At 68.8% G+C, this 21,859-nt stretch carries 17 protein-coding genes; 8 read left to right on the top strand and 9 right to left on the bottom strand.

Features of this window, described 5'->3' with window-relative positions; translation table 11 throughout:
• Window positions 1-31 precede the first annotated feature (31 nt).
• Both argG and ABE85_RS22430 read left to right on the top strand, forming a co-directional pair.
• A complete protein-coding gene (gene argG, locus ABE85_RS22425; protein WP_067280008.1) occupies window positions 32-1,372 on the top strand; it encodes an argininosuccinate synthase in 1,341 nt (446 codons plus the stop codon).
• A gap of 128 nt (window positions 1,373-1,500) precedes the next feature.
• Window positions 1,501-2,757, top strand: coding sequence for a hypothetical protein (locus tag ABE85_RS22430; protein ID WP_157522788.1), 1,257 nt, complete (start codon window positions 1,501-1,503; stop codon window positions 2,755-2,757).
• Window positions 2,758-2,852: 95 nt separating this feature from the next.
• On the opposite strand, the gene ABE85_RS22435 is transcribed toward ABE85_RS22430, so the two are convergent.
• From ABE85_RS22435 to ABE85_RS22455, 5 genes are all read right to left on the bottom strand, one after another.
• Window positions 2,853-3,527, bottom strand: coding sequence for a PEP-CTERM sorting domain-containing protein (locus tag ABE85_RS22435; protein WP_067280013.1), 675 nt, complete (start codon window positions 3,525-3,527; stop codon window positions 2,853-2,855).
• 195 nt (window positions 3,528-3,722) lie between these two features.
• The gene (gene sigJ / locus ABE85_RS22440) at window positions 3,723-4,709 is read right to left on the bottom strand and encodes an RNA polymerase sigma factor SigJ (RefSeq protein ID WP_067280015.1); all 987 of its coding nucleotides are present in this window, start codon (window positions 4,707-4,709) and stop codon (window positions 3,723-3,725) included.
• Window positions 4,702-5,757, bottom strand: a complete 1,056-nt coding sequence (gene queA, locus ABE85_RS22445; protein WP_067280018.1) for a tRNA preQ1(34) S-adenosylmethionine ribosyltransferase-isomerase QueA — start codon at window positions 5,755-5,757, stop codon at window positions 4,702-4,704. Before queA ends, sigJ begins: the two co-directional genes overlap by 8 nt.
• A gap of 16 nt (window positions 5,758-5,773) precedes the next feature.
• Window positions 5,774-6,544 carry an ABC transporter substrate-binding protein gene (locus ABE85_RS22450; protein WP_067280020.1) on the bottom strand — a complete coding sequence of 257 codons (771 nt, stop codon included), beginning with the start codon at window positions 6,542-6,544 and terminating at the stop codon, window positions 5,774-5,776.
• A gap of 214 nt (window positions 6,545-6,758) precedes the next feature.
• Window positions 6,759-9,104, bottom strand: a complete 2,346-nt coding sequence (locus tag ABE85_RS22455) for a YCF48-related protein (RefSeq protein WP_067280022.1) — start codon at window positions 9,102-9,104, stop codon at window positions 6,759-6,761.
• Between the two features lie 132 nt (window positions 9,105-9,236).
• Between ABE85_RS22455 and recG the strand changes: the two genes are divergently transcribed.
• Window positions 9,237-11,393, top strand: a complete 2,157-nt coding sequence (recG, locus tag ABE85_RS22460) for an ATP-dependent DNA helicase RecG (RefSeq protein WP_082938857.1) — start codon at window positions 9,237-9,239, stop codon at window positions 11,391-11,393.
• 56 nt (window positions 11,394-11,449) lie between these two features.
• Here the strand turns inward: recG and ABE85_RS22465 are convergent, their stop codons facing one another.
• From ABE85_RS22465 to panB, 3 genes are all read right to left on the bottom strand, one after another.
• Entirely contained in the window at window positions 11,450-12,178 is a 729-nt protein-coding gene (locus ABE85_RS22465) for a peptidylprolyl isomerase (protein ID WP_157522791.1), read from the bottom strand.
• Between the two features lie 207 nt (window positions 12,179-12,385).
• Complete coding sequence (gene panC / locus ABE85_RS22470; RefSeq protein ID WP_067280026.1) at window positions 12,386-13,231, bottom strand: pantoate--beta-alanine ligase; 846 nt, start codon at window positions 13,229-13,231, stop codon at window positions 12,386-12,388.
• A gap of 2 nt (window positions 13,232-13,233) precedes the next feature.
• On the bottom strand, window positions 13,234-14,121 hold the full coding sequence (gene panB, locus ABE85_RS22475; RefSeq protein WP_067280028.1) for a 3-methyl-2-oxobutanoate hydroxymethyltransferase: 888 nt from the start codon (window positions 14,119-14,121) through the stop codon (window positions 13,234-13,236).
• A 100-nt stretch (window positions 14,122-14,221) separates the two neighbouring features.
• Here panB and ABE85_RS22480 point away from each other — a divergent pair, with 100 nt between their 5' ends.
• From ABE85_RS22480 to ABE85_RS22490, 3 genes are all read left to right on the top strand, one after another.
• Window positions 14,222-15,142 (top strand): hydrogen peroxide-inducible genes activator, encoded by a 921-nt coding sequence (locus ABE85_RS22480; protein WP_067280030.1) that lies wholly within the window; start codon window positions 14,222-14,224, stop codon window positions 15,140-15,142.
• 210 nt (window positions 15,143-15,352) lie between these two features.
• A complete protein-coding gene (locus tag ABE85_RS22485; protein ID WP_067280032.1) occupies window positions 15,353-16,837 on the top strand; it encodes a catalase in 1,485 nt (494 codons plus the stop codon).
• 353 nt (window positions 16,838-17,190) lie between these two features.
• Window positions 17,191-17,715 carry a Dps family protein gene (locus ABE85_RS22490; RefSeq protein ID WP_067280034.1) on the top strand — a complete coding sequence of 175 codons (525 nt, stop codon included), beginning with the start codon at window positions 17,191-17,193 and terminating at the stop codon, window positions 17,713-17,715.
• On the opposite strand, the gene ABE85_RS22495 is transcribed toward ABE85_RS22490, so the two are convergent.
• Window positions 17,716-18,669, bottom strand: a complete 954-nt coding sequence (locus tag ABE85_RS22495; RefSeq protein WP_067280037.1) for a phosphate acetyltransferase — start codon at window positions 18,667-18,669, stop codon at window positions 17,716-17,718.
• Window positions 18,670-18,788: 119 nt separating this feature from the next.
• Here ABE85_RS22495 and ABE85_RS22500 point away from each other — a divergent pair, with 119 nt between their 5' ends.
• Both ABE85_RS22500 and fabI read left to right on the top strand, forming a co-directional pair.
• Entirely contained in the window at window positions 18,789-21,071 is a 2,283-nt protein-coding gene (locus tag ABE85_RS22500) for a DUF3141 domain-containing protein (protein WP_197507123.1), read from the top strand.
• Entirely contained in the window at window positions 21,068-21,859 is a 792-nt protein-coding gene (gene fabI / locus ABE85_RS22505) for an enoyl-ACP reductase FabI (RefSeq protein ID WP_067280041.1), read from the top strand. The genes ABE85_RS22500 and fabI overlap by 4 nt, the downstream gene beginning before the upstream one ends.

Genomic DNA, 21,859 nt, shown 5'->3' on the forward strand with positions numbered 1-21,859 from the left:
GGTTGCTTTTTCCCCTACCGTGAGGCGTACCGTGGCCGCAACCATCCTCCAAAAGATTCCCGCCGGCGAGCGCGTCGGCATCGCCTTCTCGGGCGGCCTGGACACCAGCGCCGCGGTGCACTGGATGCGCGGCAAGGGCGCCGTCCCCTGCGCCTACACCGCCAACCTCGGCCAGCCCGACGAGAGCGACTACGACGAGATCCCCCGCAAGGCCAAGGCCTACGGCGCCGAGATCGCCCGCCTGGTCGACTGCCGCGCGCTGCTGGTCGCCGAAGGCATCGCCGCCCTGCAGTGCGGCGCGTTCCACATCAAGAGCGGCGGCGCCACCTACTTCAACACCACCCCGCTGGGCCGCGCCGTGACCGGCACCGCCCTGGTGGTCGCGATGCGCGACGACGGCGTCAACATCTGGGGCGACGGCTCGACCTTCAAGGGCAACGACATCGAGCGCTTCTACCGCTATGGCCTGCTCGCGAACCCGGCGCTGAAGATCTACAAGCCCTGGCTGGACCAGACCTTCATCGACGAGCTCGGCGGCCGCAAGGAGATGAGCGAGTACCTCATCGCCAACGGCTTCGACTACAAGATGAGCGTGGAGAAGGCCTACTCGACCGACTCCAACATGCTGGGCGCCACCCACGAGGCCAAGGACCTGGAGTTCCTGAACCAGGGCATGAACATCGTCAACCCGATCATGGGCGTGGCCTTCTGGAAGGACGACGTCGTCATCAAGGCGGAGACGGTGTCGGTGCGCTTCGAGGAAGGCGTGCCCGTCGCGATCAACGGCCGGACCTTCCCCGACCTGGTCGAGCTGTTCCTGGAAGCCAACCGCGTCGGCGGCCGCCACGGCCTGGGCATGTGCGACCAGATCGAGAACCGCATCATCGAAGCCAAGTCCCGCGGCATCTACGAAGCCCCCGGGATGGCGCTGCTGCACATCGCCTACGAGCGCCTGGTCACCGGCATCCACAACGAGGACACCATCGAGCAGTACCGCATGAACGGCATGAAGCTCGGTCGTCTGCTGTACCAGGGCCGCTGGTTCGACCCGCAGTGCCTGATGCTGCGCGAGACCGCCCAGCGCTGGGTCGCCCGCGCCATCACCGGCGAAGTGACGCTGGAGCTGCGCCGCGGCAACGACTACACGATCCTGGACACCGTCAGCCCCAACCTGACCTACGCGCCGGAGCGCCTGTCGATGGAGAAGGTCGAGGACGCCGCCTTCACGCCGGCCGACCGCATCGGCCAGCTGACGATGCGCAACCTGGACATCGCCGACACCCGCGAGAAGCTGGGCGTCTACAGCCGCAGCGGCCTGCTGGGCAAGAACTCGGAAGGCTCGATCCCGCTGCTGACCGGCGGCGGCGAATAAGCCGCGGACGCGGCGCGTCGACGCCGCGAAGTTCCCCGCAAAAGCCGCCCTCGCTGGCGGCTTTTCTCATGGGGTGTCGACGGCGCCTTCCGACACTGATGAGCTCCCTGTTTTCATGAGGAGCTCTCATGCGTTCCATCGGCTTGTCCACCCTGCTGCTGCTCGGTGGTCTCTGGTCCAGCGTGGCCATCGCGACATCGCGTCCTCAGCCAACCCAAGCGGCCACCGACACCACCACAAAGCTCCCCCCAAAGAGCGAATGGAGGAAATGGGGCGGAGGTTGGGTGCGGCTCGAACACGACGATAACCTGAGCTGCCTCAGCCGCAATGCCAGGCACTGCCTCTGGAACAACGATGTGACCGATCCGACCCTCATCCCGGAGCAGGACCTGAAACCGCTGGTGTGCGGCCAGGCGCATCAAAAGTCCGTGTGGGGTATCAACGGATACAACGACCAGAGGGCCGGCGAGGATAACGGCGACTTCCATTGGTGCCGCTCCGCCTACGCCACGCTGTTCGTGAAGTGGAAGGACTATTCCGTGGTCGGTGTCGACTATTGGCTGTCCGAAACGCCCGCCGGCGATGCGATGTGCCATTCGACCAACGGTAAGACTTGCACGCGGGTCGTTCCGGGGGACGCTCCTCCCTCGGACAGCGTCATCGCCCATCCGCTGGTGTGCGGCGCCCATCACCGTCGCATGTGGGGGACCGATGGGTACAGCGATCCCAATCACTGGTGCGCCACGCCCAAGATCGACGAGGACCTCGGCACGCATGTGGCGACGAGCAACTGGACGCGGATCGAGGCTGCGGGTTGGGCCGCGGCCATCGAGCCCGCGATGCTCATCCGCGCCAAGGTGCCTGCAACGCAATCGTTGACACTGGGCGCGCACGCGCTGCGTAGCCGCTCGGCGGTCGACGGCGGGCCACCGTTTCAGAAGGCGTTTTTCGGCCTTGAGTTCGGCAAACGGCTTCGTTTCCACTTGGACGGCAAGGACGTGGTGCCGCCGGAAGAGTCCTGGAAGAAGATGGCGGCATCGGGCGATGAAGTCATTTTGGGCATGACCGTGACGCCGGGCGGGAACGCATGCTTCTTTGGCGCGAAGACCGGCGCGGAACGTGCGGGGCACTTCTTTGCCAAGGCCAATTTCCTCGGCAGCACCCTGAAGATCCTTGACGACGCAAAGCATCCGCTCAAATTCAAGGCCAGCAGCGCCAACTGGAGGTCGGTCAAGTCGCTGGTCGATTTGCGGATCAACGACGGGGACGCGCTCCCGATCGAGCAGATGCTGATGCTGTACGCCCGCCAGGTGCCGGAAGAAGGCGATCCTCCCGGCAAGGAGAAGCGCTGGATCCACTACGCGACCGACTGCGACAAGACGTGACCCTGAACGCCGGGCGCAGCGCGTCCGGCAAAACAAAAAGCCGCTGATCACTCAGCGGCTTTTTCGTCATGGGGTCCAGGCCCCGATGCGGGCGATCAGCTGCGGCGGCGGCGCGCGATGAAGCCCAGCGCGCCCAGGCCCGCGAGCATCAGCGCGTAGGTGTGCGGTTCCGGCACGGCCGGTGCGACCGCGGCGTTGACGTTGGAGCTCAGGAACTCCGCGCGCAGGCCGGTGAAGTTGTAGGTCTGGTCGACCGTGTCGGTGACGACGAACTGCAGCGTGTTCACGCCGGCCAGGAAGCCGCTCGAGGCCGAGAACGAGGTCCAGTCCGCATAACCGCGCTGGCCGGAGATCGACGAGATCGCCACGCCGTTGAGCAGCAGCACGCCGTTGTTGTCCGCCGCCCAGTGGCCGCTGAACGAGGCGCTGCTGGCGTCGAAGCCGGTCAGGTCGAAGTTCAGCGTCCAGGTGAACGTCGAATTGCCCGTCGGGCTGTAGTTCGTGTTCTGGTCGGCACCCGGGATCAGCCACGACGAGGACGACGTGTTGGGCAGCCAGCTCGGGAACGGATCCGCGTTGCCGTTGCTGACGACGCCGAAGCCCGACAGACCCGCGGCATTGCCGGTGGCCGTGTACTTGTAGTTGGTGTCGGTGCTGCCGGTCGACTGTCCGGCACCCGTGTTCACCAGGCCCCCGATGGAAGCGGCGGCGGCCAGGCCGCTGAACAGCGCAGCGGCGGCGGCGATCGAGGTGCGTGCAAACAGCGTCATGGTGGATCCCGAGCGGTGGTAGGTCTTGTGGGACCCATTGTCCCTAAACATAGGGATTCCCAAACACCCGGAACCCCCCGTGGCCACGGGGGGACACCACAGTCCGAAGGAGGGGTCGGGTGTTGCCTGAACGGTCATGTCGCGCCAGAACGGCGCAGGAACGCGCCGGATGGGCGCATAGCGCCCATTTCCAGCTCAGGCCGCACCGTCGTCGGGCGCGGGGGACGCAGACGATGGAAAGGACGGCGGAACGGCGCCGGGCACCTCGAGCGGCTCGATCCTGGGCAGGTGACCGAGCTTGTCGGGATTGCGCTGGACGTAGACCGCGCTGACGCGGCCCGGTGCCATCGCTGGCCGCAGCGCGACGGTCTGGATCGGCTCGCCGGCCGCGTCGTAGAAGATGCATCCCGGCAGTCCGTTGACGAGCGCGGGGCGGATGCGCCAGTCGCGACTGGTCGGCATCTTCACCCAGCCGACGAAGGCGCGCGCCACCGTCATGGCGCCCTCCAGCATCCGAGGCACCGCCGTGACCTTGCCGCCGCCGTCCGCCAGCAGCACCGCGTCGTCGGTCAGCACCTTGGCCAGGCCGTCGACGTCGAAGGACTGCAGCGCGCCAATGAAGGCCTGGAACAGACGCTGTCGGTCGTCGTCCTCGACCTCGTGCCGCACGTAATCGGCCTTGACGTGCTGCCGCGCGCGACTCGCGAGCTGGCGGCACGCCGCCGCGCTCCGGTCCAGCCGGCGCGCGATCTCGTCGAAGTCCAGTTCGAACACCTCGTGCAGCAGGAAGGCGGCGCGCTCCAGCGGAGACAGCCGCTCCAGCGTCAGCATGAACGCCACCGACACGTCCTGCGCGAACTCCGCCTGCGCCTCGGGGCTGGGCGACCACTCGGCGGCCTCGTCGACCAGGGGCTCCGGCAACCAGACGCCCACGTACTGCTCGCGCCGCATCGCCGCCGACTGCAGCCGGTCCAGACAGAGGTTGGTCACCAGCCGCGACAGGAAGGCGCCCTCATGACGCACGGTCGACTCGTCGACATCGGCCCAGCGCAGCCAGCCCTCCTGGACGATGTCCTCGGCCTCGGCGCGCGATCCCAGCATGCGGTAGGCCAGCGCCCGCAGCGAACGCGCGTGATCGCGCTCGTAGCGCAGCGCGCGCGCGGCGGGCGAGTCCTCAGTCACCGGACCGCTCCTGCGCGCGTTCCAGCAGCATGGCGTCGCCGTAGCTGAAGAAACGGTAGCGCTGTTCGATCGCGTGACGGTAGAGCGCCATGATCGGCTCGTAGCCGGCGAAGGCCGACACCAGCATCATCAACGTGCTCTTGGGCAGGTGGAAGTTGGTCACAAGCCGGTCGACGACCTGGAAGTCGAAGCCCGGGGTGATGAAGATGTCGGTCTCGCGCGCACCGGCCTGGAGACCGCCGACCAGCGCCGCCGATTCCAGCGCGCGCAGCGTCGTGGTGCCGACCGCCGTGACCTTGCCGCCCGCGGCGCGGCAGCGCGCGATCGCGTCGACGGTGCCGGGCGTGACCTGGAACCACTCGCTGTGCATCTTGTGCTCGGCCAGCGACTCGACACGTACCGGCTGGAAGGTGCCGGCGCCGACATGCAGCGTCACGTGCGCCGTGCCGACGCCGCGTTCGGCGAGCCGGGCCAGCAGCGCTTCGTCGAAGTGCAGCGCGGCGGTCGGCGCGGCCACGGCGCCGGGCTCGCGCGCGAACACGGTCTGGTAGCGCCGCACGTCGTCGGCCGAGTCGCCGTGCTCGATGTAGGGCGGCAGCGGCACATGGCCGTGCTGCTCGAGCAGCTCGAACGGGTCGCCGGACAGGCGCAGGTGGAAGAGGCCGTCGTCCGGCCCGCAGCGGCCGAGGACCTCGGCGTCGAAGGCGTCGGCGAAGCGCACCACCGCGCCCGCCTTCGGGCTCTTGCTGGCGCGCATATGGGCCCAGACCTCGCGTGTGCCGGGCAGCACGCGCTCGACCAGCGCCTCGACCGCGCCGCCGCTGGCCTTGGCGCCGTACAGGCGGGCCTTGATGACCTTGGTGTCGTTGAACACGAGCAGGTCGCCGGGGTTCAGCAGTTCGGGCAGTTCGCGGAACACGCGGTCGACAGGCGGATCGGACCGGCCGTCGAGCAGGCGCGAGGCGCTGCGTTCCGCGGCAGGGTGCTGGGCGATGAGATCGGGAGGCAGAGCGAAATCGAAATCGCTCACCGAGTAGGTACGGGACATGGGAGCGATTTTCCCACTACTGCCAGCGCGCCCCCTGCTGCAGCAGCATCGCCAGCCGGCCGCTGCCCTGCAGATCGCCGATGCCGCGGCTGAGCGCGGCGGCGAAGCGCTCGCCCTCGGGACGGATCTTCGAGAACACCGTGTAGAGCGGGATCTCCGACACCGAGGGCTCCAGCCACACCAGCTTGCCGGCGGCGGCGCGCAGCTGCGTCTCCAGCAGGTGAGCGCCGACACCCTTGTCGATCAACGCCAGATCGACACGACCGGCCAGCAACTTGCGCAGGTTGGCGAGATCGTCCACGGCGCCCTCGACCGCCAGATTGGCGGCGTCGAAGCGCGGCGGATTCGCATACCCGTGGACCACGCCGATGCGCAGGTCGCGCAGCGCGGCGAGGTCGTCGACACGGCGCTTGCGGTCCGCCCGCGCCATGAAGCCGACCTGGTTGAGGATGCCCAAGGGCTGGGGGAAGCGCATCGTGCGCTCGCGCTCCACCGAGCGCCACGCACCGATGACGCCGTCGTGGTCGCCGCGCTGGAATTCGAGCAGCGCCCGGGCCCAGGGCCGGAAGGTGAGTTCCATCGACCGGCCCGCCTGATGCAGGGCCGCGCGCGTGATCTCGCAGGCGATGCCGCCGCCGGGCAAGGCGCTGCCGGTGTAGGGCGGGAATTCGGTGGCGACCATCCGCACCGGCGCGTCCGTCGCCTGGGCCGCACGCGCCGATGGCGCCGGCAACGCCGGCACGGCGGTGGCGGCGAGCCAGAGCAGGCTCTCGCGGCGGGTGGTCATGAATGGACGGGAAACGATGAGGTCGATGACGGGGACGCCAGGCTGGCGCGTCCGGGTCAGACTAGCAGCCGCCCGTGGCGGGCGACTCCCCTCGGACCCGGGTGCGGACACCAGAACCACACGTCGAACGGGCAATCGGTCACGGCCTCGCCAGAAACGAAAAGGCCGGCCCGGGTCGCGAGACCCGGTCCGGCTCAGGCGCCCGTGGCCTGGCTTACTGGCCGCCGGTTCCGGTGGCCAGCAAGGTGCCGCCGCTACCGATCATCCATCCGGTGCGGGAGTCGGTGAACTGCACCTGCGTCAAGGTCTGCTGCGTCCCCGAGGTCTGCGGGGTCCAGGTCTTGCCGGCGTCCGCCGTCGCGAGCACCGTGCCGTACTCGCCGACCGCCCAGCCGCGCTGGGGGGTCACGAAACGCACCGCGTTCAGGCCAGGCAACGCGGGCAGGCCGGCAACGGCCTCCCAGGTCACACCGTCGTCCTTCGAGAACCGCAGCAGGCCGGAGTCGCCGACCGCCCAGAGGATGCCCGTGTCGCTGTAGGTCACGGCGCGTGCCGAGTTGCCCGTGCCGAAGAAGCGTCCGGTCCAGGTCTTGCCGCCGTCGGCGGTCGACATCATGCGACCGCCCGGTCCGTAGAGCACGCCCTTGGACGCACTGCCGAACTGGAGCCCGCTGTAGTAAGGCGATCCTGGCGAACTCATCGCTGCCTGGGTCGTCCAGGTCCTGCCACCGTCCGCGGTCGTCATGACCAGCTGCTGCTGGGACATCGTGGTGTCGGTCATCAGCGCGAAGCCGGTGGTCGCGTCGAGGAACTGGTAGGCCGAGACGCGACGTGTCGGCTGCACCGCGCTCAGCCAGGTCGTGCCGCCGTCATCGGTCAGCAGGAGGATGCCGTCCGATGTCTGCAGCCAGCCCTTCTTGTCGTCCACGAACTGCAGGCGGTTGGGCAGGTTGTAGTAGTACTGGGGGGCCGCGAGCTTCGGCGCCTTCGTCGACCAGCTCAGACCCCCGTCCGCCGTCGCCAGGAGATCGCCCAGCGCGTTCACCGCCAGGCCGCGCTTGGCATCGAAGAACCAGGTGCTCGTCAGCGTCTTGCCTTCCCCGTCGGCATCGGGACCGCCGATCCGGGTCCAGCTCTGGGCGCCGTCGGTGCTCAGGCCGACCGCACCTGAAGAGCCTCGAGCGACCCAGATCGTCGCGCCCAGGCGTTTCAGCGTATTGCCGGTGTACATCGGCGGGACCTGCCGCCATGTGGTCCCGGAGTCCGTGCTGATTTCAGTCACCGAGGTCGTGCTCAGGTAGTAGGTGCGCATCCACACGCCGTTGGCCCGGCTCGGACGCGAGTAGTGGACCGTGTTGGCACCCGCCGGGTTCGGCTGCGCGATCCAGTTGCTGCCGGCGTCCTGGGTGCGGTAGAGCACGTCGCTGATGACCGCCGAGGCCTCGGTGCCTGAAGTCACGCTCAACGACTGGACGTAACTCCATCCGTTCTGCGGCAGTCCCATTGCCGTGACGGCGTCCCATGTCTGTCCGTTGTCCAGGCTGCGCCTGGTCGTGTAGGTCTGGACGTAGTTGCCGGCGACGAAGTTGGACGTCGAGGTGAGCACCATCGCGTTGCGGCCGGAGAAGTTGAAGCCGATCAGGTTTTCCGGGCGCTGCATCACCACGCTGCTCGTTCGCCCCTGGTCCACGGACCTGCGCACCCCGTCGTAGGAGGCTTCCCACAGCACGCCTTCGGCGCCGAGCATGGGCTCGTTCTGAAGCGTGGTGCCCTCGATCCAGTTGACGCCGCCGTCGACGGTCATCTTCGTCCCACCGTAATAGCTGCTGATCAGGATCGTGCTGGCGCCGTCGGTCTGGATCGAGAGGCTGCTCAGTTGGGACGGCGTCGGCTGCAGTGCCCAGGTCTTGCCGCCGTCGGTCGTGCGGAGCACAGCCCCGTACTCGCCCACAGCCCGGCCGTTGTTGGCGTCGACGAAGGCCACCCCCGTCAAGGTCGTCTTGACGCCGCTGGTCTGGTTGACCCAGCTCTTGCCGCCGTCCGTGGTGTGCTGGATGGTGCCCTGCTCACCCACGGACCAGCCATTGTTCGCATCCACGAAGGCGTGGTCGTACTGGTAGGTGCCCACGGGACGCGGTGCCTGCCAGCACCAGCCACTGCTGTCCGCGCCGGAGCAGCTCAGGCCCTGGACGTGGGTGCGGTTGTTGACCGCAGCGCTGAACTTCACTTCCTTGGACGCGCCGGCCGCATTGGTCACCTTCAGCGTGACCGCGTACTCGCCGGCCTTGGCGTAGTCATGCCTGGGCGCCGCCTCGCTGCTGCTCGTCCCGTCGCCGAAGCTCCAGGCGAAGGTCAGGCCGGTGGCGGACGCGAGGTTGGTGCTGAAGGCAACCCCCGTCCCGAGTTCGTTCGAGACGGGAGCCACGACGGCCAGTGTGTCCGGAATGGCCGCCCCCTGCACAGGAGACGGCGTGGAATCACCGCCGCCACCGCCGCACGCGCTCAGCAGCGCAGCACTGATCAGCACGCCGGCCCAGCCGGCGCGCGCACGTTCTTTCATGCTCAAGGGATCCTCCCGATGTTTCAATTTGTTTGCTTTTTGGCCGGCGCGATTCTGCATCAGCTTCACGCCATCTGAACGCCCGGCGCTCTCGCCCGGATGGGGGATCGCCCGAGGCAGAATCCTGCCCATATGTCCGAGGCCAGCACCGCTCCATCGTCGCCACCGCCGCCCGCGAAACCGGGTCGTGCGGGAGCGGGCGCGGAGGCCGCGCCGCCCCGGTCCGCGCCGCAGAAGGCGATGGAGAAGATGGGCCTGACGCGCGACATCGACCTCGCGCTGCACCTGCCGCTGCGTTACGAGGACGAGACCACGCTGACGCCGCTGGACCGCGCGCGTGATGGCGACACCCTCCAGTGCGAGGGCGAGGTCATCGAGAGCCGCATCGAGATCCGCGGCCGCCGGCAGCTGCTGGTCAAGCTGCGCGACGACGACGGCGCGCTGCTGACCTTGCGCTTCCTCCACTTCTATCCCGCGCATCAGAAGACCATGGCGGTCGGCACCCGCGTGCGCGTGCGCGGCGAGATCCGCGTGGGCTTCTTCGGCCGCGAGATGGTCCATCCCAACTTCCGCAAGGTCGACGCGGACACGCCGCTGTCGACCTCGCTGACGCCGGTCTATCCGACCAGCGCCCAGCTGCCGCAGGCCTACCTGCGCAAGGCCGTCGCGTCCGCGCTGCGCAGAGCGCCGCTGGACGAGGTGCTCCCGCTGGCGCTCGTGCCCAAGGGGCTGCCCGCGCTGCGCGATGCGCTGAACTTCCTGCACCACCCGCCGCCGTCGGCCGGCCTGTCCACGCTGGAGGACCACACCCATCCCGCGTGGCAGCGGCTCAAGTTCGAGGAGCTGCTCGCGCAGCAGCTCAGCCAGCAGCGCGCGCAGCGCGAACGCGCCCATCTGCGCGCGCCGCCGCTGCGGGGCGCGCCCGGCGGCCTGCATGAACGGCTGCTCGCCGCCCTGCCCTTCGCGCTGACGGGCGCGCAGCACCGCGTCGCCGAAGAAATCGCCGCCGACCTCGCCCGGCCACAGCCGATGCACCGGCTGCTGCAGGGCGACGTCGGTTCGGGCAAGACCGTGGTGGCCGCGCTCGCGGCCGCCGTGGCGATCGACGCCGGCTGGCAATGCGCCCTGATGGCGCCCACCGAGATCCTGGCCGAGCAGCACTTCCGCAAGCTCATCGGCTGGCTGGAGCCGCTGGGCATCCGCGTGGCGTGGATCACCGGCAGCATCAAGGGCAAGGCGCGGCAGAAGATGCTGGACGCGGCCGCCTCGGGCGAGGCCACGCTGATCGTCGGCACGCATGCGGTGATCGAGGACAAGGTGCGCTTCCGGCGCCTGGGGCTGGCGATCATCGACGAGCAGCACCGCTTCGGCGTCGCGCAGCGGCTGGCGTTGCGCAAGAAGCTCGCGGACGAGGCGGCCGGCGCCGTCGATGCCGTCCACGCCGGCTCGCCGGGTTCAGGCCCGCTCGAGCCGCACCTGCTGATGATGAGCGCCACGCCCATCCCGCGCACGCTGGCGATGACCTACTTCGCCGACCTGGACGTGTCCACGATCGACGAACTGCCGCCGGGCCGCAGCCCCATCGTCACGCGCGTCTTCGCGGACGGCAGACGCGACGACGTCATCGAGAAGATCACCGCCGCCGTCGAGGACGGGCGGCAGGTCTACTGGGTCTGTCCGCTGATCGAGGAGTCGGAAGCCCTCGATCTCAAGAACGCCACGGAGACGCACGCCGAGCTCGGCGCCGCGCTGCCGGGAAAGATGGTGGGACTGCTGCACGGCCGCATGCCGCCCGCGGAGAAGGCGGCGGTGATGTCGCTGTTCAGCGGCGGGCAGATGCACATCCTCGTCGCGACGACCGTCATCGAGGTCGGCGTCGACGTGCCCAACGCCAGCGTGATGGTCATCGAGCATGCGGAGCGCTTCGGCCTGTCGCAGCTGCACCAGCTGCGCGGTCGCGTGGGACGGGGATCGGTCGCCAGCGTGTGCGTGCTGATCTACACCGGCCCGCTCTCGGACACCGGCAAGGCGCGCCTGCGCGCGATGGCCGAGACCACGGACGGCTTCGAGATCGCGCGACGCGACCTCGACATCCGCGGGCCGGGGGAATTCATGGGCGCGCGCCAGAGCGGCGCGCAGCTGCTGCGCTTCGCCGATCTGCAGGAAGACGCGCCGCTGCTGAGCGCGGCGCGGGCGCTGGCGCCCCGGCTGCTCGACGAGCAGCCGCGCGCGGCGCGGCTGCAGGTGGAGCGGTGGCTCGGTCACAAGACCGAGTACCTCAAGGCCTGACCCTTCCGGCCCGATCACTCATGCCGGAAGCACGCCGGCGGCAGCACGCCAGTGGATCAACGCAGGCGGATCGCCCAGTACAGCAGGACTTCGGTCGCCGTGACTTCGGCACCGTTGTAGAGCTGCGGCTCGGCGTTGATCTTGTCGACCGTGGCCTGGCCCGAGATCACGCGGCCGAAGGCGGCGTAGCCCGGGTTCGGCGCGGTGGTCGAGGCGCTGTAGTCCAGCACCTTGCTGTTGTCGACGGAATTGAAGAAGAACTGGCTGGTCGCGGAGTCCACCGGCGAGTTCAGGCGCGCCATCGCGATCGTGTACTTCACGTTGGAGATGCCGACGTTGCTCTCCAGCTTGATCGTGCCGCCCAGATCGGTCTTCTTGTCGACGTAGCCGGTGATCTGGCTGCCGCCCTGCGCGACGAAGTCGGGCACCACGCGGTGGAAGATCGTGTTGTCGTAGAACTTCGCGTCGACGTACTTCAGGAAGTTGGCGACCGTGATCGGCGCGCGGGCGTCGAGCTCGACCACCATCTCGCCGTCGCTGGTCAGCATGCACACGACGTTCGCCGCCGTGCTCGCGTTGGCCGCGGCGACACCGGCGGTGCTGCACGTGGTGGTGGGCGCCACCGTCACCGGGTTCGGCTTGGGCCGCTGGACCGGGGTGCCGTTGTCGTTGTTGCTGCCGCCGCCGCCGCAGGCGGCCAGCAGCAACGCGCCGCCCAGCGCCGCGGACAAGGCCAGCAGACGGGGCTTGGAGGACATCGGGGAAGTGATGGAAATCGGCTTCATGTGGGCTCGCGATGGGAGCTCGTGGCTCCCGCTTTCTGGCAAAGAAGGGCGAAGTATCGTGGGCGGTCCGACACAAGTCATGGGCCCGGGTGCGTGCGCCGCACGAAACGGGGCGGGGCTTTCCCTAACGACGCCTTTACTGAGTGTCAAAGCTCACTCTGGGCGCGTGAAGGGCCCAGGATCCTCGCCGGAAAGACACGTCCGGTTTCAGAACTCGAGGTTGTCGATCAGGCGCGTCTGGCCGATCCGCGCAGCCGCCAGCGCCACCAGCGGTTCGCCTTCGCCCTCGCCTCCGCGCGCGGGGCCGAGGTCGTGACGACGGCGCAGCGTGAGGTAGTCCGGTGCCCAGCCCGCGTCGACCAGCGACTGCATCGCGTCGGACTCGATGCGGTCCAGGTCGCGCTCGCCCGCCTGCCAGCGCGCGATCATCGCCTTCAGCGTGCGCGAAAGCAGCAGCGCGTCCTGCTTCTGCTGCTCGCTCAGGTAGCCGTTGCGCGAGGACAGCGCCAGGCCGTCGGCGTTGCGCTCGGTCTCGCCCGCCAGCACGCGGATGGGCATCGCCAGCTGGTCGACCATGCGGCGGATCACCATCAGCTGCTGGTAGTCCTTCTTGCCGAAGACGGCGACGTCCGGCCGGACGATCTGGAACAGCTTCGCGACCACCGTGCAGACGCCGATGAAGAAGCCGGGCCGGAAGTGCCCTTCGAGGATGTCGGCGAGTTCCGCCGGCGGGTGCACCTTGTAGCCCTGCGGTTCGGGGTACATCTCGCGCTCGTCGGGCGCGAAGACGAGATCGCAGGTGGCGCCCTCGAGCAGCTCGGCGTCGCGCGCGAGCGTGCGGGGATAGCGGTCGAAGTCCTCGTGCGGCGCGAACTGCAGCCGGTTGACGAAGACGCTGGCGACGACGAGGCCGTCCGGACCGACCGCCGCGCGGGCCTGGCGCACCAGCGCCAGATGACCGTCGTGCAGGTTGCCCATGGTGGGCACGAACGCGACCGGGCGGCCGCCCGCGAGCGCGGCGCGCAGGCCGGCGATGTCGTGGTGGATCTTCATGATCAGTAAGTGTGCTCGGCGGCGGGGAAGGCGCCGGACTTCACATCGTTGACGTAGCGCGAGAAGGCGTCGCCGATCGAGCCCGCGCCCTGCAGGAAGTCGCGCACGAAGCGCGGCTTGCGGCCGCCGCCCACGCCCAGCATGTCGTGCATCACCAGCACCTGGCCGGAGCATTCCGCGCCGGCGCCGATGCCGATCACGGGCACGCCCAGCGAGCGGGTCAGTTCGCCGGCCAGCGCCGCGGGCACCATCTCCAGCAGCAGCATCTGCGCGCCGGCATCGACCAGCTCGCGCGCGTGGGCCTTGATGCGCGCCGCGCCGGCTTCATCGCGGCCCTGCACCTTGAAGCCGCTCAGCGCGGTCACGGTCTGCGGCGTCAGCCCGAGGTGGGCGCAGACGGGGATGCCGCGCTCGGTGAGGAAACGGACCGTCTCGGTGGTCCAGCCGCCGCCTTCGAGCTTGACCATGTGCGCGCCGGCCTGCGCCAGCTGCATCGCGTTCTTCCAGGCGACCTGCGGCGACTCGTGGTACGTGCCGAAGGGCAGGTCCGCGATGACCCAGGAGACACGGCGCGCGCGCGCCACGTTGGCCGTGTGATAGACCATCGCCTCCAGCGTGACCGGCACCGTCGTCTGCAGGCCCTGCACGACGTTGCCCAGCGAATCGCCGATCAGGATCGAGTCCACGCCGGCGTCCTCCATCGCGTGCGCGAAGGTGGCGTCGTAGGCGGTCAGCATCGCGATCTTCTCGCCGGCAGCATGCATGTCGAGCAGGCGCTGCAGCGTGACGGGCTTGCGGTCGGGCGACGAGCCCGCGGGGCGCGGCACGGCGTAGAGGGACGTCGGGGAGGACGCGGGGGAGGAGCTCGGGGGGGCGGTCGGTTCGGTCATGCGTGTCCCCTGGAGGAAGGTCCGGGGAGGGGCCGGGGGGGTGGGGCGGCAGTGTACCGGGACGGTGCCACGATGCCGCTTTCTGAGGACAATGCCGGCCATGACCCTGACTGAACTGCGCTACATCGTCGCCGTCGCCCGCGAGCGCCACTTCGGCCGCGCCGCGGAAGCCTGCTTCGTCTCCCAACCGACCTTGTCGGTGGCGATCAAGAAGCTGGAGGAGGAGCTCGACGTCAAGATCTTCGAGCGCGGCGCCAACGAGGTGACGATGACGCCGCTGGGCGAGGACATCGTGCGCCAGGCCCAGTCGGTGATCGAGCAGGCCAGCGCGATCAAGGACATCGCCAAGCGGGGCAAGGACCCGCTGGACGGGCCGCTGCGGCTGGGGATCATCTACACCATCGGGCCGTACCTGCTGCCCGAGCTCGTCAAGCACTGCATCGACCTCTATCCGCGCATGCCGCTGATGCTGCAGGAGAACTTCACCCAGAAGCTGCTGGACATGCTGCGCACCGGCGAGCTGGACTGCGCGATCATGGCCGAGCCCTTCCCCGACGCGGGTCTGGCGGTGGCACCGCTCTACGACGAGACCTTCGTCGTGGCGGTGCCGGCGGTGCATCCGCTGGCCAAGAAGCCGCGCATCAGCGCCGAGGAACTCAAGGCCGAGACCATGCTGCTGCTGGGCAACGGCCACTGCTTCCGCGATCACGTGCTGGAGGTCTGCCCGGAGTTCGCGCGCTTCTCGACGGACGCCGAAGGCATCCGCAAGAGCTTCGAGGGCAGCTCGCTGGAGACGATCAAGCACATGGTGGCGTCCGGGATGGGCGTCACGGTGGTGCCGGCGCTGAGCGTGCCGGACCATGTCCCGCCGCACCTGCGCTACGTGCCCTTCGAAGACCCCGCGCCGACGCGCCGTGTCGTGCTCGCCTGGCGCCGCACCTTCACCCGCTACGAAGCGGTCGCGGCGCTGCGCAACGCGGTCTACGCGTGCACGCTCAAAGGCGTGACGTTGTTGTCGTGAGGTTTCGCAAGACCTGACCCTTATCGAAGCCGCCTCCGGGCGGCTTTAGTTTTTCTAATCGTCACGTTTAAACTATCCAACTATTCATATCGATAGCAATTCTCTAAAGTCCTCCTCATGCGCCGTCGCCGTCCTCCTTCCGGGAGAGTTCAGCGCCGGTCCGGACCTCTACAAAAGCGTCCCTGTCTGAAGCATCGAGGAGTGCCCCGAATGAGCGCCAAGCCCCCCCATCCCGCCCAGTGCCCGGTCATGACGACGAGCGCCGGCGCGCCCATCGCCGACAACCAGAATTCGTTGACCGCCGGCCCTCGCGGGCCCGTCCTGATGCAGGACTACCAGCTCATCGAAAAGCTGGCCCACCAGAACCGCGAACGCATTCCTGAGCGCGTCGTGCATGCCAAGGGCTGGGGCGCCTTCGGCACGCTGACCGTCACGCGGGACATCACCCGCTTCACCCGCGCGAAGCTCTTCGGCCAGGTCGGCCAGCAGACGCCCATGCTGGCGCGCTTCTCGACCGTCGCCGGCGAACAGGGCGCGGCCGACGCCGAGCGTGACGTGCGCGGCTTCTCGCTGAAGTTCTATACCGGCGAAGGCAACTGGGACCTGGTCGGCAACAACACCCCGGTGTTCTTCATCCGCGACCCGCTGAAGTTCCCCGACTTCATCCGCACGCAGAAGCGCCATCCGGTGAGCAACCTGCGCTCCGGCACCGCCGCGTGGGACTTCTGGAGCCTCTCCCCCGAAAGCCTGCATCAGGTCACCATCCTGATGAGCGATCGCGGCATCCCCGTCAGCCCGCGCTTCATGGACGGCTTCGGCTCCCACACCTACAGCTTCTGGAACGCCGACGGCGAGCGCTTCTGGGTGAAGTTCCACTTCAAGACCCGCCAGGGTCATCGCACGCTGACCAACGCCGAAGCCGGCGCCGTCATCGGACAGACCCGCGAGAGCTACCAGGAAGACCTCTTCGGCGCGATCGAGCAGGGTCAGTTCCCCCAGTGGACGATGTCCGTGCAGGTGATGCCTGAGCTCGACGCCGACAAGACCTCGTACAACCCCTTCGACCTGACCAAGGTCTGGCCCCATGCGGAGTACCCGCTCATCGAAGTCGGCGTGCTCGAGCTCAACCGCAACCCGGAGAACTACTTCGAGGAGATCGAGCAGGCCGCCTTCTCGCCCAGCAACATCGTCCCCGGCATCGGCTTCAGTCCCGACAAGGTCCTGCAGGCGCGCATCTTCAGCTACGCCGACGCGCACCGCTACCGCCTCGGCACGCATTACGAGGCGCTGCCGGTGAACGCACCCAAGTGCCCCGTCCATCACTATCACAAGGATGGGGCCATGAAGTTCTTCCGCACGCCGACCGGCAATCCGAACGCGTACTACGAGCCCAACAGCTTCGGCGGCGCGACGCAGGATCCGTCGGTCGCCGAGCCGCCGCTGCGCCTGCAAGGCGACGCCGCGCGCTTCGATCACCGTGAAGGCAACGACGACTACGCCCAGCCCGGCGCCCTCTTCCGACTCCTCGGCGAGGAACAGCAACAACGCCTGGGCCGCAACATCGCGGAATCGATGCGCGGCGTGCCGGCCTTCATCATCGATCGCCAGCTGGGCCACTTCGACAAGGCGGATGCCGACTACGGCCGCGTCGTGCGCGCCGCACTGAGCACGCTCGACATCGAGTTCACCGTCTGACGCCGTCGGATTTCATCTCCAAAGGAGCAAGACATGACCCCTCGTTCCGGACAACGCACACTGGGTTGGTTGCTGGTCGCCGCCGGCGCTGCGCTGAATGCACAGTCATTGATCGACTGGATGCAGCACAGCGTCGCATGAACGAAGGCCCAAGGCCCGATCCCCTCGGTCGTTCGGGGACGGGAGGCCTTGGGGTTTCGGCGCTTGCCGCCGGGGCCCCATGGCCTCGCGGCCTAGCGCGCCGGACGTCCAAGTAGAGCCCTGCCAGTCGCCCCACAGTCACGCCACCGATCACTGGTATCGGTTAGTCTGCGGGGCGTCTTTTTCCCTCCATACCCGTAAGGAGTCCCTCGATGGCCAAGAAGAGCCCCTCCCCCGCCAAAGCCGCTTCGGCCAAGGGCGCGCCGTCCATCCAGATCGGCATCAGCGACAAGGACCGTGCCGCGATCGCGCAGGGCCTGTCCAAGCTGCTGGCCGACACCTACACGCTGTACCTGACCACGCACAACTTCCACTGGAACGTGACGGGGCCGATGTTCAACTCGCTGCATGCGATGTTCATGGCCCAGTACACCGAGCTGTGGAACGCCGTGGATCCGGTCGCGGAGCGCATCCGCTCGCTGGGCCACAAGGCGCCGGGTTCGTACGCGCAGTTCGCGGCGCTGAGCTCGCTGCCGGACGCGCCGACCACGCCGCCCAAGGCGCTGGACATGGTCCGCATCCTGGTCGACGGTCATGAGGGCGTCGCCCGCACCGCGCGCGCGTTGTTCGACCTGGTCGACAAGGCCAGCGACGAGCCGACCGCCGACCTGCTCACCCAGCGCCTGACGGTGCATGAGCAGACCGCGTGGATGCTGCGCTCGCTGCTGGAAGAGTGATCAGCCCACGGCCTTGATGCGCCCGGCCCGCCGGGCCTCCGACAGCATCGAGGCCAACGCGCACGACGCGAGCCGCGCCGTGCGCGAATCGGCGCGGCTGGTCAGCACGATCGGCACCTTCGCGCCGAGCACCACCCCCGCCGCGTAGGCCTGCGCCAGGAAGCTCAGGCTCTTCGCCAGCATGTTGCCGGCGTCCAGGTCGGGCACGATCAGCACGTTGGCCTTGCCCGCCACCGGCGACACGATGCCCTTGATGCGCGCGGCCTCGGGATCGATGGCGTTGTCCATCGCCAGCGGCCCGTCCAGCACCGCGCCGGTGATCTGACCGCGGTCCGCCATCTTGCACAGCGCCGCCGCATCCAGCGTCGACGGCACCTTCGGGTTCACCGTCTCCATCGCCGACAGCAGCGCCACCCGCACCTCCGGCAGATGCAGCGCATGCGCGAGGTCGATCGCGTTCTGCACGATGTCGACCTTCTCCTCCAGCGTCGGCGCGATGTTGATCGCGGCGTCCGAGATGATCAGCGGCTGCGCGTGCCCCGGCACGTCCATCACGAAGCAGTGGCTGATGCGCCGTGAGGTCCGCAGGCCGCCCTCGCGCCGCACCACCGCGCCCATCAGCTCGTCGGTGTGCAGGCTGCCCTTCATCAGCGCGTCGACCTCGCCCTTGAGCGCCATCGCCACGCCCATCTCCGCCGCCGCATGGCTGTGCGGCACGTCGACCACCGTGTAGCGCGAAAGATCTACGCCGGCAGCGGCCGCGGCCTCCGACACCTTGCCCGCCGGACCGATCAGGATCGGCTCGATCAGGCCCAGCGCCGCCGCTTCCGTCGCCGCGAGCAGGGACACGTCATTGCACGGGTGGACGACCGCCATGCGCAGCGGCGGCAGCTCGCGCACCGCTTCGATGAGGCGGTCGTAGTGCGGATGGGCATCGGGCGTTTGTTCGGTCATTGTTCGATCACCCTGCGTCTCCCTCGGACATTGGCAACGAGCCGCGGTCGATGATGCATGCTGCGGTGCAACAAATCAAGCCGAGCGGACCTCGCGAGGCGATGCTGGGAGCACTGCGAATGTCCGGAACGTCCGACTGGATCCACGACTGGCAAGCGTACGCGACCGACGCGTGGCAACGCTCGCTGCTGACGCTGGACACGATGCGCGAGCGCGGCAACGTGTTCCTCCACCATTTGAAGGCCGGCAAGCCCGCGCTGCTCAAGTTCGAACATGAACTGCTGATCGACGGCCGCGACCTGCCGCAGCCCTGCAACTATGCGCTGCTGCGCATCCTGCCGGCCGACGGCGACATCGTCGATCCCGCGCGGCGGCCCATCGTCGTCATCGATCCGCGCGCAGGCCACGGGCCCGGCATCGGCGGCTTCAAGCCGGACTCCGAGATCGGCGTCGCGCTGCGCGCCGGCCACCCGGTCTACTTCATCACCTTCGAGCCGGAACCGGTCGAGGGTCAGACCTTGCTCGACGTCGCGCGCGCCGAGGCGCAGTTCATCGAGGAGGTCGCCCGCCGCCATCCCAAGGCCCCGGGGCTGCCAGCGGTGATCGGCAACTGCCAGGCCGGCTGGGCCGTCGCGGCGCTGGCCGCCGTGCGCAGCGACCTGATGGGCCCGATCATCCTGAACGGCGCGCCGCTGTCGTACTGGGCCGGCTCGCCGGAGCAGAACCCGATGCGCTACTCGGGCGGTGCGCTCGGTGGCGCGTGGATGTCGGCGCTGTCGGCGGACCTCGGGGGCGACCGCTTCGACGGCGCGCACCTGGTCTCCAACTTCGAGAACCTCAACCTCGCCAACAGCTGGTGGGACAAGTACTACCACCTCTACGCCAACGTCGACACCGAGCGGGAGCGCTTCCTCGACTTCGAGCGCTGGTGGGGCGGCTACTTCCGCATGACCGGCGAGGAGATCGAGGCCATCGTCGAGAACCTGTTCATCGGCAACCGCCTGGCGCGCGGCGAAGTGGAGCTCGAAGGCTATCGGCTGGACCTGCGCAACATCGCCGCGCCGATGGTGATCTTCGCGTCCTGGGGCGACAACATCACGCCGCCGCAGCAGGCGCTGGACTGGATCATCGACGTCTGGGGCAGCGAGAAAGCGCTGGTCAAGGCGGGCCGCACCATCGTCTACATGCTGCATCCGAAGATCGGCCACCTGGGCATCTTCGTCGGCGGCGGCGTCGCGCGGCGGGAGCACGAGCAAATCTTCGACACGCTCGAACAGATCGTCGCCCTGCCGCCCGGCCTCTACGAGATGAAGATTGACGCGCGCGATCCCGAGGCGCCGCTGGCGGCCCTGGAATCGGGCGACTACTCGGTGAGCTTCGAGACCCGCACCGTCGACGACCTGCGCGCGCTGAATCCGGAATGCCGCCGCGACGAAGCGCTGTTCAGCACCATCGCGCAGGTGTCCGAGATGAACATGCGCCGCTATCGCCAATGGCTGCAACCGGCGGTGCGCGCGGTGGGGAGCAAGGCGCTCGGCGACTGGCTGCGATGGATGCACCCGCTGCGCCAGCAACACCTGGCCCTGTCCGACCTGCATCCGCTGGCGCCGTGGCTCAGGCAGGCGGCCGACGGTGCACGCGCGCAGCGCCAGGCGGTCGATGCGGAGAACCCCTGGTTGAAGTGGGAACAGCTGGGCTCTCGCTCGATCAGCGAAGCGTTGGACCGGGTCGGGCATCAGCGCGACGCGACGCTCGTGCACTGGGTCGAGGCGGTCTACGGGCCGTACGGTCTGGGCGCGCTGCTGCCGCCGCGCGATTCGGACATCGCCTCCGGCACCGCGCACGCGGCCGCCGACGAACGCGAAGGTCGTCGCATGGCGCTGGAACAGGTCGAGCAAGGCGGCTTCGCCGACGCGGTCTGCCGCATCCTGCTCGCAGGACTCGCACATCGCGGCGTCGTGCAGCGGCGCGGGCTGGTGCTGGGCCAGCTGCTGGCCGACTCCCACCGCCGCATGGCCGAGGACGCCGAAGGCGCCGTCGCCGCCGACGCGGTGCCCGGCGAGGACTGGGCGACGCTGCTGCACAGGCAGGCGCTGATCGTGACCTTCGCGCCGGACGAGGCGATGGCCGCACTGCCGACGCTGCTGCCCACGCTCGAAGACCGCGAACAGGCGCTGGCGCTCGCGAGCGCCGTGCTGATGGCCGAATCCGAGCTCGCCGATCCGCACTCGCCGGCGGCGCGCTACGTCCACGAACTGCTGCACGTCGACCCGGTGCGCGTCGCCGACATGGCGCTCGCGCTGTCGACGTCCGGCACGGCGTCGACAGCGACCACGGCGACGGTCTCGATCGCCGCCTCGCCCACCCCCAGGCCCGCGCGCCGCCGCAAGGCGGTGGCATGAACTCCGCCGCCGTGCAGTTCGGCCGGCTGCTGGCCGGGCGCAAGGTGCTGATCACCGGCATCGCCAACGACCAGTCCATCGCCTACGGCTGCGCCCGGGCCTTCCGCGCGATGGGCGCGGACCTGGCGCTGACCTACCTCAACGACAAGGCGCTGCCGCACGTGAAGCCGCTCGCCGACGACCTGGGCGCCGAGCTCCTCCTGCCGCTGGACCTGCGCGATCCCGAGTCGCTCGACGCCGTGTTCGCGACCGTGTCCGAACGCTGGGGCGTACTGCATGCGGCGCTGCATTCGATCGCCTTCGCGCCGAAGGACGATCTGCACGGTCGGCTGATCGACAGCAGCGCCGCCGGTTTCGCGATGGCGATGGACATCTCGTGCCACAGCTTCATCCGCATGGCGCGACTCGCGGAGCCGCTGATGCGCGGCGCCGGCGGCACGCTGTTCACGATGAGTTTCCAGGGTGCGAGCAAGGTCGTCGAGCACTACAACCTGATGGGCCCGGTGAAGGCCGCGCTGGAGGCCTCGGTGCGCTACCTGGCGCATGAACTGGGTCCGTCCGGCATCCGGGTGCACGCGATCTCGCCGGGGCCGATCGCGACGCGCGCGGCCTCGGGCCTGGAGGAATTCGACCAGCTGCTCGCGGACGCCGCCGCCCGCGCGCCGGCGCACGCGCTGGCGACCATCGACGACGTCGGCTACGCGACCGCGATGCTCGCGGGCGACCACGCGCGGCTCATCACCGGCTCGACCTTGTACGTCGACGGCGGCTATCACATCATGGGGTGA

Source organism: Mitsuaria sp. 7 (assembly GCF_001653795.1).
GTDB lineage: Bacteria > Pseudomonadota > Gammaproteobacteria > Burkholderiales > Burkholderiaceae_C > Roseateles.

Excerpts from the sequence above, each read along its gene's own strand:
- ABE85_RS22430 (WP_157522788.1), top strand. The coding sequence starts at position 1,501 with ATGCGTTCCATCGGCTTGTCCACCCTGCTGCTGCTCGGTGGTCTCTGG.
- ABE85_RS22435 (WP_067280013.1), bottom strand. The coding sequence starts at position 3,527 with ATGACGCTGTTTGCACGCACCTCGATCGCCGCCGCCGCTGCGCTGTTC.
- queA (WP_067280018.1), bottom strand. The coding sequence starts at position 5,757 with ATGTCCCGTACCTACTCGGTGAGCGATTTCGATTTCGCTCTGCCTCCC.
- ABE85_RS22450 (WP_067280020.1), bottom strand. The coding sequence starts at position 6,544 with ATGACCACCCGCCGCGAGAGCCTGCTCTGGCTCGCCGCCACCGCCGTG.
- ABE85_RS22455 (WP_067280022.1), bottom strand. The coding sequence starts at position 9,104 with ATGAAAGAACGTGCGCGCGCCGGCTGGGCCGGCGTGCTGATCAGTGCT.
- recG (WP_082938857.1), top strand. The coding sequence starts at position 9,237 with ATGTCCGAGGCCAGCACCGCTCCATCGTCGCCACCGCCGCCCGCGAAA.
- ABE85_RS22465 (WP_157522791.1), bottom strand. The coding sequence starts at position 12,178 with ATGAAGCCGATTTCCATCACTTCCCCGATGTCCTCCAAGCCCCGTCTG.
- panC (WP_067280026.1), bottom strand. The coding sequence starts at position 13,231 with ATGAAGATCCACCACGACATCGCCGGCCTGCGCGCCGCGCTCGCGGGC.
- panB (WP_067280028.1), bottom strand. The coding sequence starts at position 14,121 with ATGACCGAACCGACCGCCCCCCCGAGCTCCTCCCCCGCGTCCTCCCCG.
- ABE85_RS22480 (WP_067280030.1), top strand. The coding sequence starts at position 14,222 with ATGACCCTGACTGAACTGCGCTACATCGTCGCCGTCGCCCGCGAGCGC.
- ABE85_RS22485 (WP_067280032.1), top strand. The coding sequence starts at position 15,353 with ATGAGCGCCAAGCCCCCCCATCCCGCCCAGTGCCCGGTCATGACGACG.
- ABE85_RS22490 (WP_067280034.1), top strand. The coding sequence starts at position 17,191 with ATGGCCAAGAAGAGCCCCTCCCCCGCCAAAGCCGCTTCGGCCAAGGGC.
- ABE85_RS22495 (WP_067280037.1), bottom strand. The coding sequence starts at position 18,669 with ATGACCGAACAAACGCCCGATGCCCATCCGCACTACGACCGCCTCATC.
- ABE85_RS22500 (WP_197507123.1), top strand. The coding sequence starts at position 18,789 with ATGTCCGGAACGTCCGACTGGATCCACGACTGGCAAGCGTACGCGACC.
- fabI (WP_067280041.1), top strand. The coding sequence starts at position 21,068 with ATGAACTCCGCCGCCGTGCAGTTCGGCCGGCTGCTGGCCGGGCGCAAG.